The organism is Ancylomarina sp. YFZ004 (assembly GCF_054254355.1).
In genome coordinates, this window is record NZ_JBTCHQ010000009.1 from 167,870 (window position 1) to 181,327 (window position 13,458).

The 13,458-nt window shown below is 36.8% G+C and carries 12 protein-coding genes; 3 read left to right on the forward strand and 9 right to left on the reverse strand.

Annotated features, from left to right (window positions below; all coding sequences use genetic code 11):
• The first annotated feature begins 58 nt into the window (after positions 1 to 58).
• The 3 genes from ACXR6G_RS14605 to rnhA all read left to right on the forward strand — a co-directional run bounded on the left by ACXR6G_RS14605 (position 59) and on the right by rnhA (position 3,794).
• On the forward strand, positions 59 to 661 hold the full coding sequence (locus tag ACXR6G_RS14605) for a ribonuclease HII (protein ID WP_458362178.1): 603 nt from the start codon (positions 59 to 61) through the stop codon (positions 659 to 661).
• Positions 662 to 1,012: 351 nt separating this feature from the next.
• Positions 1,013 to 3,193, forward strand: a complete 2,181-nt coding sequence (locus ACXR6G_RS14610) for a S46 family peptidase (protein WP_458362179.1) — start codon at positions 1,013 to 1,015, stop codon at positions 3,191 to 3,193.
• Positions 3,194 to 3,338: 145 nt separating this feature from the next.
• On the forward strand, positions 3,339 to 3,794 hold the full coding sequence (gene rnhA, locus ACXR6G_RS14615; protein ID WP_458362180.1) for a ribonuclease HI: 456 nt from the start codon (positions 3,339 to 3,341) through the stop codon (positions 3,792 to 3,794).
• Here rnhA and ACXR6G_RS14620 read toward each other — a convergent pair.
• The 9 genes from ACXR6G_RS14620 to ACXR6G_RS14660 all read right to left on the reverse strand — a co-directional run bounded on the left by ACXR6G_RS14620 (position 3,791) and on the right by ACXR6G_RS14660 (position 13,458).
• Positions 3,791 to 4,216 (reverse strand): hypothetical protein, encoded by a 426-nt coding sequence (locus tag ACXR6G_RS14620; RefSeq protein ID WP_458362181.1) that lies wholly within the window; start codon positions 4,214 to 4,216, stop codon positions 3,791 to 3,793. The two genes, rnhA and ACXR6G_RS14620, sit on opposite strands and share 4 nt — an antisense overlap.
• 58 nt (positions 4,217 to 4,274) lie before the next feature.
• Positions 4,275 to 5,132 carry a YjjW family glycine radical enzyme activase gene (locus tag ACXR6G_RS14625; RefSeq protein WP_458362182.1) on the reverse strand — a complete coding sequence of 286 codons (858 nt, stop codon included), beginning with the start codon at positions 5,130 to 5,132 and terminating at the stop codon, positions 4,275 to 4,277.
• Positions 5,107 to 6,648 carry a YjjI family glycine radical enzyme gene (locus ACXR6G_RS14630; protein WP_458362183.1) on the reverse strand — a complete coding sequence of 514 codons (1,542 nt, stop codon included), beginning with the start codon at positions 6,646 to 6,648 and terminating at the stop codon, positions 5,107 to 5,109. Before ACXR6G_RS14630 ends, ACXR6G_RS14625 begins: the two co-directional genes overlap by 26 nt.
• A gap of 189 nt (positions 6,649 to 6,837) precedes the next feature.
• Positions 6,838 to 7,182: a chaperone NapD gene (locus ACXR6G_RS14635; RefSeq protein WP_458362184.1), complete on the reverse strand. Its 345-nt coding sequence runs from the start codon at positions 7,180 to 7,182 to the stop codon at positions 6,838 to 6,840.
• An 11-nt stretch (positions 7,183 to 7,193) separates the two neighbouring features.
• Complete coding sequence (locus ACXR6G_RS14640) at positions 7,194 to 7,757, reverse strand: nitrate reductase cytochrome c-type subunit (RefSeq protein ID WP_458362185.1); 564 nt, start codon at positions 7,755 to 7,757, stop codon at positions 7,194 to 7,196.
• A gap of 40 nt (positions 7,758 to 7,797) precedes the next feature.
• Positions 7,798 to 8,595, reverse strand: a complete 798-nt coding sequence (napH, locus tag ACXR6G_RS14645) for a quinol dehydrogenase ferredoxin subunit NapH (protein ID WP_458362186.1) — start codon at positions 8,593 to 8,595, stop codon at positions 7,798 to 7,800.
• Between the two features lie 153 nt (positions 8,596 to 8,748).
• Positions 8,749 to 9,534, reverse strand: coding sequence for a ferredoxin-type protein NapG (gene napG, locus ACXR6G_RS14650; protein ID WP_458362187.1), 786 nt, complete (start codon positions 9,532 to 9,534; stop codon positions 8,749 to 8,751).
• A gap of 85 nt (positions 9,535 to 9,619) precedes the next feature.
• Positions 9,620 to 12,409: a nitrate reductase catalytic subunit NapA gene (napA, locus tag ACXR6G_RS14655; protein WP_458362188.1), complete on the reverse strand. Its 2,790-nt coding sequence runs from the start codon at positions 12,407 to 12,409 to the stop codon at positions 9,620 to 9,622.
• A 143-nt stretch (positions 12,410 to 12,552) separates the two neighbouring features.
• The gene (locus ACXR6G_RS14660) at positions 12,553 to 13,458 is read right to left on the reverse strand and encodes a c-type cytochrome (RefSeq protein WP_458362189.1); all 906 of its coding nucleotides are present in this window, start codon (positions 13,456 to 13,458) and stop codon (positions 12,553 to 12,555) included.

Consider the following 13,458-nt stretch of genomic DNA (forward strand, 5'->3'; position numbering starts at 1 on the left):
AAAGCCTAAAAAGCGTTTCTTTGTATCTGAAAAATATAGATCATCAGATAAGATTATTATGGGATTACTTTTAGCATTTGATAAAAATAAAGTTGAAGCTGGTTGCGACGAAGCTGGGAGAGGATGCCTTGCTGGACCAGTAGTAGCCGCTGCAGTGATTCTACCTCCAAAGTTCAAAAATGACATTCTTGATGACTCGAAAAAGTTGACTGAGAAAAAACGTTATGCTTTAAGGGAGATTATTGAGAAAGAAGCTTTGGCTTGGGCTGTAGGTATTGTTAGTCCTGAAGAAATCGATAAAATTAATATTCTTAATGCCTCTTTTTTAGCGATGCATCGTGCTATCGATCAATTAAAAGTGAAACCGGAACAACTCTTAATTGATGGAAACCGTTTCAACCCCTACCAGGATATCCCTCACCATTGCATCATAAAAGGAGATGGAAAGTATTTAGCCATAGCCGCTGCTTCCGTGTTGGCAAAAACTTATCGTGATGACCTAATGCTTGACTTGCATGAGGTATATCCTAATTACGATTGGAATAGCAATAAAGGTTACCCTACAAAAAAACACCGATTAGCTATTCGAGAGCATGGTAATACACCACATCATCGTAAAACTTTTGGTATGCAACCTGATCAATTGAGCTTAGAATTCTAAAATAATACGCGTCATTTTAGGGATTAATACTTCTCTTAATATTCTCATATAAGCAAGATTATTAGATGATTATCCTTTAATTGAGTTTCGTTTGTTCTATTTAGGATGTAAGTACAACGAGAAAATTCGCAACTTAATCTAAAATAATTCTCCGCAATCCGGCGTTATTGCGCTGTAGTATAGTGTGTTATGCTTTTATCCCCATTTTGAACCTACATAGCTTTCTTCTCAAATTCAGGAATAATATTAACTTTGTATTCATTGATATACTTATAATCAACATTCACAAATAGTGAAGTTACTTACCAATTGAAAGTAAGAACCTCACATTAGATTTTAAATTAAAACAAGATGAAAAAATTAGCATCACTGGTTTTGGGTTTAAGCCTTTTGTTGACTTTTAGCACTGCTAAAGCTGACGAAGGAATGTGGCTTTTATCATTACTGAAAAAACAAAACACTGCAGAAATGCAGAAGATGGGCTTTAAACTAAGCGCTAAAGATATTTACGATATCAACAATAACAGCATGAAAGATGCTATTGTTGGTTTAGGAAGAGCAGGTAGACCTTTCCGTCATTTCTGTACAGGAGAAATTATCTCAAATCAAGGCTTGTTCCTAACGAATCACCACTGTGGTTTCCCTTCAATTCAATCTCACTCAACAACTGAGCACGATTATCTTGCTGACGGTTTTTGGGCATATGATAAAAGTGAGGAATTGACCAATGAAGGCATCACTGCTTCTATCATGGTACGTATGGAAGACGTTACTAAGAAGATTCTTGCTACTGTTAACGATGAAATGACAGAAGATGAGCGTTATGAAGCAATTGATAAAGTTGCTACTGAGATTGAAAAAGCAACTGAAGAAGGTTCTGAATATAAAGCTAGCGTAAAGAGTATGTTTGCTGGAAATCAGTACTTCCTTTTTGTTTATGAAATTTTTGAAGATGTTCGTTTAGTAGGTGCTCCTCCACAATCAATGGGTAAATTTGGTGGTGATACTGACAACTGGATGTGGCCACGTCATACTGCTGACTTTTCTATGTTCCGTATTTATACGGATGCTAACGGAAAACCAGCTAAATATTCAGCTGATAACGTACCATTGAAGCCTAAGCATCATTTACCTGTTTCTATCAAAGGTGTTCAAGAGAAAGATTTTGCAATGATTATGGGTTTCCCTGGAACCACTAAACGCTACCTAACTTCTTTTGGTCTTGAAGAGACAATGAAGATTACAAACAAGAATCGTTACGATATCCGTACAGTGAAGTTGGATGTTATGATGAAGGATATGTTGAAAGATCCTAAGGTTCGTATTCAGTACGCTTCAAAGCATGCAGGATCTGCTAACTATTGGAAATATTCTAATGAGCAAAATAAAGCTTTGAAGAAGTTGAACACAATGGGTGCTAAGAAAGAGATTGAGTCTGAATACAATGCTTGGGCTAACAAGAAATCGAAAAGAACAGCTAAATATGGTGAGGCTCTTAATATGATTGAGAAAGCATATACTGACCGTAAAGATGTTCGTTACGATATGTCATTCCTAAGTGAGGCTCTTCTTCAAGGTGCTGAGATGTATATGTTTGCATATAGATCAACTGGTTTAATGAAGAAATTATCAGCTGATACTCTAGATCAAGCTGCTATTGCTAAAACTGTTGAAGGTCTTAAAGGTTCTGCTAAAGGATTCTATAAAGATTATAACCTTCCAACTGATCAAAAGTTAATGTCTGCTCTTTTTGCTAAATATGCTGAGAATATTGAACTAGAGAAACGTCCTGATATCTTTAAAGTTATTGCTGAAGAGTATAATAACGATTTCGAGAAATTTGCTGCTGATGTTTATTCTAAATCAGTTTTTGCTAGCGAAGAATCTTTCAACAAGTTTCTTGAAAATCCAACTGCAGAAGTTATCGAGAATGATATGGCTTTCAAAGTAGGTAGTTCAATTATTGCTTTGTATAGAACGACTGCTGGTGAAATGAACAAAGGTGCTGATCAACTTAAAAAAGGTAAGCGTTTATTCGTTGATGGATTGATGCAAATCAATAAGAAGAAAAACTTAGCTCCAGATGCGAATTCAACTCTTCGTTTAACTTACGGTACAGTTGGTGGTTATTCTCCAAAAGATGGTGTTTATAATAATCACTATACAACTCTTAAAGGTGTAATGGAGAAAGAAGATTCTACAAGTCACGAGTTTAGAGTTCCAGCTAAATTGAAAGAATTGTATAAGAACAAAGATTTCGGTCAATATGCTGATAAGAATGGTAACCTTCACGCTTGTTTCTTAACTAACAGTGATATCACTGGTGGTAATTCAGGTTCTCCTGTAATTAACGGAAACGGTGAATTGATTGGTACTGCTTTCGATGGTAATTCTGAGGCGATGTCTGGTGATATCGATTTTGAAGATAACCTTCAAAGATGTATCAACCTTGATATTCGTTACACACTTTTCATTATTGAGAAGTATGCAGGTGCTAAAAACTTAATTGACGAGATGACTATTGTAAAATAATCTCTCTTAAGATATTATCAGTTCTAAACTGGTATAACAAAACAAAAGGATGTTCGATTGATCGAACATCCTTTTTTGTTATCTTAATATCCACTAAATTTGAGCAGAGTATTAATTTTATATCTCGAACGAATCAAATAATAAAATGACAAGAAAAATTACCATGTACACCGATGGCGCTTGCAGTGGCAATCCAGGACCTGGTGGCTACGGCACAGTTCTTCTATCAGGCAAGCATCGAAAAGATTTGGCTGAGGGATATAAATTAACAACCAACAACCGTATGGAGTTGCTGGCTGTGATTATTGGTTTGGAAGCTCTAAAAGAAGAAGCTTGCGAGGTAACGGTTTATTCTGATTCGAAGTATGTAGTTGATGCAGTTGAGAAAAAGTGGGTCTTTGGCTGGGAGAAAAAACGATTTAAGGATAAAAAGAATCCGGATCTTTGGATGCGATTCCTGAAGATCTATAGAAAGCATCAAGTTAAATTCATTTGGATAAAAGGACACGCAAATATTCCTGGCAACGAACTTGCAGATAAGCTTGCTGTAATGGCATCTCAAAAGCCTAATTTACCTGATGATATTGGTTATAAGCCTTAATAGATAATAATGGCTGCTACAATAGCTATTGGGTATATACAAAGCAAGATAATGACCAAAATCCCTATATAGCGATAGTAAGCTTTAAGGCTCTGAAAAGCGTGCCTCAATACATCCTGATCATTTTGTTTCAAGGCCTTCTTTGTGCATCGTGCAAAACAATAGAGAAAGTTTGACGGGAAGTAAACTAAAATTGCCATGAATAAAAAGAAGAATGTAATTCCAATAAGAGGAAGATCATGATCGAAATGTGCTTCAATTTTATGAGCAACTAATGGAAATACGATTGTGTACAGCAAGAGGAAGCCAAATTTGATGAAACCTAAAATGGCCATAAATTTTCCCCACATGGCAATCTCTTTGAGATAAATCTTAGATTGCTCATCAATACAAAGATTTTTTAAATCGGCTGTATCAGTCATAACTCAAGCTTTTAATCCAATCTATAAGATACGAAATTTTGGGGAGAAAGTTATCAGATTAGATGACTAAGAGATCAATGCCATTTGTTTCAAATCTGTTTAAAACATCTTTCATTTCATCTTGACTGGGTTCATTCAGAAAGGCATATTTCTTTCTAATTCCATGTTTTCTCATCTTAATCAGAATCTTTCTGACCTCTGGAGATAGCTTTTTCATTAGATTTGAAATCTCCTTAATTTCTTCCTCACTGTTATTATAATCGGGAACAAGTACAAGGCGCAGTTCTTTGAGCTTGCCTTTGAGATTAAGATAATGAATAGATTTCAATATTTTCTCATTAGTAAAACCCGTAAGCTGCTTGTGAATTTCTGGGGAATAGGCTTTAAGATCTATCATGAAACCATCAACCCAATCCATTACTGTTTCCCATCTATTTTGATCTACATTGCCATTTGAATCAACTAAAATAGAAAGGTTTTTAAGTTCTGGATGATTTTTTATTGAGATAAATAATTGCTCTAGGAATTTCGCTTGAAGCATGACCTCACCACCAGATACGGTAATCCCAGATATAAAATCCTTGACTTCCAAAATTTCAGAAATCAAATCACTTACAGACATGTTTTTATAGAAAGGACTGCTATTCTCAGGGCAAACTTTTAGGCAAGTATCACAATGTGTACAAGTAGCTTCATTATGAATAATCTGCTTCTTCACCTTATCAATGGCTAAGCTTTGTGTTGGGCATGCTTCTGCGCAAATTCCACAATAATTACACAAACCAATGGTATGTGAATTATGGCAATACATGCAATTGAGATTACAGGCTTGGAAAAAGATGACCATTCTGTTGCCTGGGCCATCAATCACACTCGATTTGATGATGCCACTAATATTGGCTCGCAGTTTGTTCATGTGAGTTTACTCTTTTAGCTATTCTTTTATCTACATCGGCATTATCCATTGAGTTAGCTGCAAACAATGTACTCCCATATCTCGAACCTTCTTCTCGGAATTCTTTTAAATCACTTCGACGAACTAAGTAGCCAGTTATTCGAACAAACTCACTATCTGATAGATTGAAAGTGAACATTCTCATTCCCTTTTTAAAAGCACCTTTGATGATATCTAGAACAGCTGCAGGGTTTCGTTTTACGGTATCATCGAAATGGAAAATATCACTTATGCCACCATTAAAGAGATGGTGATGTGGAGCGACGGTCTTGATGTGAGAGTAGATGTCAGGCTCTTCGCCAATAGGAATTCTAGCTCCTGCAGTTTCTTCAATATCAATATCAATTCCAGACTGAGAATGAAAGAAAGCTTTGCCGTTGTTGGCTTCACAATAAGGTAGTTGTCTAGAATCAACCAATTTTTTCATTTCCTCAAGAATACGATGTCCTAATTGATTTGCCTCTTCGCTATGTCCATAGGTAAAATCTTGACCATCATTTTTCATCAAGATATTTACACATTCCGCGAGTCCGTAGAATCCAAACATCGCAGAGAAATTATCTAACTTGATGATGCCTTCTTGAGCTAAGAAATCGGTTTCGAAGTATTTCACAGTCTCAACCAAATACTTTACCCTTGCTTCAATAACATCCAGTGTCATCTGGCAATATTTGGGTAAGGTCTCCGAAAAAAATGTGTCTAAACTTCCTTTATGAGTATCTGTAATCTTTTTTAGATTCAAACGGATTAAAGTATGAGATCCTCCGCCTTCAGGTAGAGAATTATAACAACTCACGACACCATAGTCACCCTTAAAATCGGCAGCCGTCATTTTATGATTTGCAATATGTGGCTTAGCAACTTCAAATACAGTTTTTACAGCTTCGGTTAGAAGTGCATCCGATGTTTTTTCGGTATCGTACTTTAGAGTCAAATTCGGAACGACTTGTTTGAGTTCTCGCTCAACTTTCAAAATTGCTCTAGCTATGATATTGTCCTCAGGACCAATGTTGATGTGTACAAATGCATCTGGCAATGTTCTGTCAATATAACGCCAAAAAAGTTTAAGCTTTTTATATATTGCTTCTTCAGATAGGTCACCAACAAAGGGTAGTAATAATTGATCGATATTTCCCAAATAAACAGAATAACCCGTTATTGATGGAACATGGCTATATAGGATAGATAGGAAATTGATGGCTTCATCAAAATCAGATGGAGGATCGAGTTCGAGATACGTTACACCTTTTTTAAGAGCCAACTTATAATCAGGAAGTATGTAACGTGGGCGATAGGGAGCAGATCCTTCAAACAGGTCACAAATGACTTTTTCGCTCAATGCTTCCATCGCTTCAGTCGATACTTTAGGATAAGCTTGTGTACTTTCAGCAATATAGGCCAAATGGTGTTTTTTCTGCTTGTAATCTAAGTTCCCGTCTGTTAAGACTTCGCGAACTCTATTTTTAATATCTTCCATTTTCTCTCAATTTGATAATTAGATTTTTGCTAACTAATTATTTGCCCTCAAAAATAGCTAATTCCTACTTCATATGAAATGTTATAAAGCCTCATGATAATTAAATAAAAACACGAATTCACGAATCAATTTCTAATTCGTGAATTCGTGGTGTAAACCTATTTTATGAGATAATTAATCTCTATTTTATCAAAATTTCTTTTTTAAATCGCCTGCATAACTTATTAATCCAGCATCTTGATTTGTGTCATTCAGCCATTCGTTAATATCTTCAGACTTTTCAATTTTATCCTTCTCTTTTTCTAACTCATCTTCTGAATAGGAATACATCAAATCAGCAGATATCACATGATCCATTTTTTGAATCTGTTTGAGTTTTCCAATCTCTTCACTTATATCTTCTCCATCAATAGTCACTATAATCTTTGTTTCGTCGTGCATGAAATAATCACACACATCCGAAGCTTTTATTAACTCTAAAGTCGATTCGCAATACTCAGGTAAGACCCGAATCACTATACTTGAAATATTCATATTAATCTGTTTTAGATCCCTTCGTTTACTTTCTCCTTCAAATCTGATTCCTCAATTCCGAACGTTTCGCGGAATTCGCGTGTAAACAAATTCTCAATATTGATAGTCACATTTGCTTGAGGAACGTGACATTGAGAACAGTGAAAATAAGCATTATTTAATACATCCATCTTTTCGATAAAGACTTCTGAATTATCAGGGTTAGAATACTTTCCGTTTTCTTCTTTTAAACTAGGACGCCACGATTGGAAATGGGTTTTTGAAATCTCACGAGCTCCAGATTCTTTAACCTTATCAGGCATATGGCAGCTTAAACAAATGTTGTTATCCATTTTAATTGGAAAGAACCCAGCTGTAGTGTGTGGAATCATAGGCGGTGCATTTTCAAAAGCACGCTCTATCGTGTTTCCAGCCGCAGGTTTATCGACATTGAAATCAGCTTTCATCTTAAAATTGGTTTCATCTGAATCCAAATCCGCATCAATAAAGCCCAATGTGTCTTCATCAATTTTAGTCTCTTTGGGCTGCTGGCAAGCCACAACAAAAAATAGAGTAATTAGGGCTAAATATTTCATGTGTTCTATTTTAAATGTCATTTTCAATTTTATAATTAGTTTACTTTTTCAAATCAAATTTCAAAGCATATTTAAGTGCATTATCATCGCAAGCTTCTATGCAACGACCACAATTTGTACATGCTCCAGAGCGAATGAAATCACTCTCTTTACCAACTATTGATAGCACTTGTTCTTCGACACAAACATCGAAACAAGCCATGCAATTGGTACAATTATCATGATTGTGTTTTATTTTGATGATGGCTTGTTTCCCAAAAACGGAATAAAAAGCCCCAAGAGGACAAATATGTCCACACCATCCTGCTTTTAGAATAAACAGATCGACTAAGAATACCAATGCAACAATAGCTAAACCAGATCCTGAACCAAAGACGATTGCGCGATGTAACATTGAAATTGGACTAATAACCTCAAAGGCTGCCATTCCAAAAACAAAGGAAACGAGTAAGCTTAGTCCAAGAATGTAAAATCTGATACTTCTAGTGATATTGATCTTACTTTCGTTCTCTATCTTAAAGGTTTTTCGAAGGCGGAAAGCTATATCTGTGACTATATTCATTGGGCAAACCCATGAGCAGAACATGCGTCCACCAATAACTACATAGATAAGAAAGACAATTAATGCTCCCCAAAGAACAGAACTTGAAGCCAGAAATCCAGCTGCAACTATTTGCATAACAGCATATGGATCACTTAGGTTAAGAATATCGGCTATAATCGCAGAGCTATAATTACCTCTGACTATTTCCCAACCGAAATAATTACCTCCTACAAAAAGTAAAAGGATTCCGATCTGGACAATTCGCCTTGGTATTAAATATTGATATTTTCTCATTCAAATTCGTTTATAAACGTATTCTTAAAAATGTTTAACCACAGATTACACAAATTCTCACAAATTCCTCACGATGCACATTATATCACCATTTTTTCTGACCGAAGCTCTCTTAAAGGCCAATATCCCCATATCAACACATCTTCAAATCATCTAATCTTCTATCAAATCATCATCATTTAAATAATCAATGGCTGATTCTATATCTTTTTCATCATCATTTCTTTTGACGTCCTGTTTAATTCGGTCTTCATCAGATTTATCCCAACTCTTGATATAATGATCGCCAACCTCACCAGTTGATTTGTCTATTGGTAATATGAAGACAGCTGCCTTCTCTACGATACATACTTGTTCACATACACCACATCCGGTACACACATCGCTATGAACGATAGGTAAAAGTTTAGCATGTTTTCCAGTGACAGTATTCTCTTCGTATTTCAGACTAATAGCTTTATCAATTAGAGGACAAGCTCTATAACAAGCCTCACATTGAATGCCCCAATAAGCTACACAGGATTCTTTATGAATAACCGCTAAGCCCATTTTCGAATTGAGAATATCAGGCTTATCTTCTTCCTTAGTCAAAAGTTTTAAATCTAAAGCTCCTGAAGGACAAGCATCGGTACATGGCATATCGGTACACAAGTAACATGGGATAGTGCGAGGCTCAAAAAATGGTGTGCCATTGGCAATTCCATCTCCGGGCTGTGCCAACTTAAGCGTATCGTATGGGCAAGCTTCGACACATTGACCACACTTGATACAAGCTTTAAGAAAATCTTTTTCTTTCAAAGCCCCTGGAGGACGCAGTACATAGTCAGACTTAGAGTTGGCCTTTATGGAACTTCCCCATATAAGACCTCCTCCGCCTAAAAAGACTGTGCCTTCAAATATTCTTTGAATTACTTTTCTTCTTGTTGCCATCGGTTTCATATGAATTATAAATTAAGAATTATGCGTTATGAATTATCGGATTAGAATATCTATAATAATTAATAACTCTACATTCATAATTAGTTTAGGCTTTCGTTATCTTAATTGCACACTTTTTAAAGTCTGTTTCTTTCGAAATAGGACAAGTTGCATCCAAGCAAAGCTTATTGATGAATACTTTCTCATCGAACCAAGGCACATAAACTAAGCCTCTTGGTACACGATTCCTACCTCTTGTTTCGATGTGTGCTTTCACACGTCCTCTTCGTGACTCAATCCAAACCAGATCACCTTCTACAAAGCCTTGTTTTGATGCATCCTTAGGGTGCATATAGCATAAAGCTTCAGGTACGGCACGATAAAGTTCAGGAACTCTCATTGTCATTGTTCCAGAATGCCAGTGCTCAAGAACACGGCCTGTACACAACCAGAATGGGTATTCCTTATTCGGAACCTCAGGTGCTTCCATATAAGGGCGGAAGAATATTTTAGCTTTATTCTTAAGGTCAACCTTAGGTTTTGACATATCGGGTTTTGATAGTGAACCTTGAGGCATGTTTTTAAGTGCTTTTCCGTAGAAGGCAAAAGGACCAACATTTGCTTTTTTAGCGTAAACATCGTATTCAGAATTGAAACGCCAAAGTGTTTCTTTTCCATCTACAACTGGCCACTTTAAACCACGACATTTGTGGTAAGCATCGAATGGAGCCAAGTCGTGAGCATGACCTAAACCAAACTCGCGATATTCTTCCCAGAAATATTTTTGAAGGAAAAAGCCATAACCTTCGAAAGGTTTGCCTTGTCCATCTAGAACTTTACGTTTATCACCTTCTGCTTCTGTGTTTAATCTGCCTTCACCAATAGGATCTGGCCATGCAAATTTCTTAGCATGTTCGTTAGCAAATAAAACATCGAAAAGTGTATCGTCAGGAGAATATCCCATAGCCTTAGCACCTTCCATTACATCAGGTAAGCCACCTTCTAAGCCAGGTATTTTTTGCTCTCCCCAAACTTCACTCAACTTAAATCGTTTCGCAAGCTCGGTAAATTGCCAGATATCAGGCATTGAATCTCCAACAGGAGTAACTTGTTGAATCCAGTGTTGTGTGCGTCGCTCAGCATTACCATAAGCTCCCCACTTCTCATATATCATCGACGAAGGAAGAATCAAGTCGGAAACCTTAGCTGAAATTCCTGGGTAAGCATCAGAACAAACGATGAAATTATCCATGGTTCGAGCTGCTTTAATCCAATGATTGGCATTGGCGGAATTTTGGTAAGGATTACATACAGTAATCCATGCAAATTTAATTTTCCCATCCTCTATGTCTCTGTGAATTTTCATCACATGACTTCCTACCTTAGGATTCAAAGTTCCTGCTGGTATCTTCCATATTTTCTCAGAGAAATCGCGATGTTTCGGATTTGCCACCAATAAATCGGCTGGCAAACGATGAGCAAATGTTCCTACTTCACGTGCAGTTCCACATGCCGATGGCTGTCCGGTTAAACTAAAAGCTCCACTACCAGGTTTCGATTGCTTTCCTAATAACAAATGCACCATATAGGCCTGTTCGTTTACCCAAGTACCACGAGTATGCTGATTAAAGCCCATGGTCCAATAAGAACAAATTTTCCGGCCCTTTTCAATATATAAATCAGCTAAAGCTTTTAGCTTCTTCTTGAAATCTTCAATGGACTCATCAGGATCACCCTTTGCTATATTGGCAACAAAGTCTAAATTATAGGGTTGTAAGCCTTTTTTAAAATCTTCGTAACCGATAATCCAATGGTTCTTCGCTTTATCGCGATGTGTCATTTCCATTACATCACCTTCTTTATAACCTAAGTAGGCAAGAGATTTTCCTTCATCTCCAGTAAGCTTTTTAGCTACCTCGTTACGTACGGTTTCTTTTTCCTTATCTGTAAATTTTGGATGATCAGGCTTACGCATACCGTAACCGATATCAACAAATCCTGTAGCAAATACAGTATATTTCTTCACAAACTCCCAGTCGATTGATTCCGGCTGGTTGTAAACAATTTCATTAGCGATATAGTTCCAAATAGCAAGATCGGTATTGGGTTTAAACACAATTTCGATATCAGCTAAATCAGAAGTTCTATTGGTATAAGTTGTCAGGTTTACAATCTGAGTTTTTTCAGGATGACTCAACTTATTTGCCGTGATACGAGACCAAAGAATTGGGTGCATCTCTGCCATATTTGCTCCCCACGTTACAACGGTGTCTGTTATCTCCATATCGTCGTAATTTCCTGCAGGCTCATCGATACCGAATGTTTGAATAAATCCGGCTACAGCCGAAGCCATACAGTGTCTTGCATTTGGATCGATATTATTAGAACGGAAACCTGCCTTCATCAGCTTCACTGCTGCATAGCCTTCCATAATAGTGTGCTGACCGGAACCAAAAATTCCAATTCCTGTAGGCCCCAATTCTTTCATGGTAGCTTTCATTCGTGTTTCCATCTCATCAAAAGCACGTTCCCATGTTACTGTTTTAAATTTACCTTGTTTAGAGAAGTTTCCATTCTCATCAACTCTTAGTAGTGGCTTTTTTAGACGGTCGGCGCCGTACATGATTTTGGCATTGAAATAGCCTTTAATACAATTCAATCCACGATTAACTGGAGCTAATGGATCACCTTTTACGGCAAGTATTTTATCATTTTTTGTGGCAATCATGATACCACAACCTGTTCCACAAAAACGACAAACGGCCTTGTCCCATTTCCATCCCTTTTCTGCTTCACGAGCTTCTGCTTTTAAAGTTTCGGGGATAGCAACACCAACAGCTGTAGCAGCAGCAATGGCTGCCGAACTCTTCAAAAAATCACGCCTAGCTAGTTTCATATATGTAAGGTTAAAATATTCAAGGATAAAGTAATTGTAAGGTTAAAGTATTTAAGGATAAATGTTAAAGTGAAAAAGTATAGAGCTTAGAGTGATTGTATTTCTACTTCACACAATATTCATCTCATCTCCATATCGACATATCACTCAATCATCACATCATCTTCTCGGCCAGCTTTTTTAATATTGTAAAAGCCAATTACAATGAAGAATAGTATGGTCCATACACCAAAAATGGTAATGAAGAAACTCGTCTTTAACCAGATTGGCGCCATTTCATCAGTACTCCAAATATGACGACCTTCTATCGCTGATTTATGAATGCTTGGCTGAACCATTTTCATTTTCTGATTTAGCTTTGCTAATCCATAACCTTTAGTTGCTTTCACCATAATGTGTAGCTTACCTTCTGCATCACCAGGAAGTTGAGGGTCAACATCTAAATAAGCAATACCCAATTCGTTGGTTTGAGTTTTACCTAAAAGGAATTTTCCAAACATACCTTTTACAAAAGCTGATACACTTACCTCTGGCTGAGGAATCTCTTTTGAGAATACTTTTACAACCAACTTATCTACATTCTCGTCGAATGCTAATTTTAAGTCATATTTTGGTATTTCAACGCCACCTAAATCTGGAATTGGCTGCTTGTAATTCTCATTAAAGCTACGGATGTAGGCAACGATGTTCCAGGTTTCGTCATCAGCAAATACATCTTCAAACTTAGGCATAGCACCACGTCCCAATTTTATTTTATAGAATAAGGCACCGTCGTTTTGCAACTGAAACTGATCAGAAGCAGGATCTCCAGGAGGAGGAGCCATAGGTGTATAATCTGCTAGTCCTGGCATACCGTGGCACGAAGTACAAGAGTTTTCGTATGAAATCCCCCCTTCTAAAACCATTTCATCGTCGAACATGAAAGGGCTGAGGTTTTTATCTTGATCAGGCGTGACTTCCCAATCACTTTGTGCCTGAACATTTGCCACAGTTAAAGAACAAAGGCATATCAGAATAATCGACTTGTAGTATTTATAGTAGTTCATCAT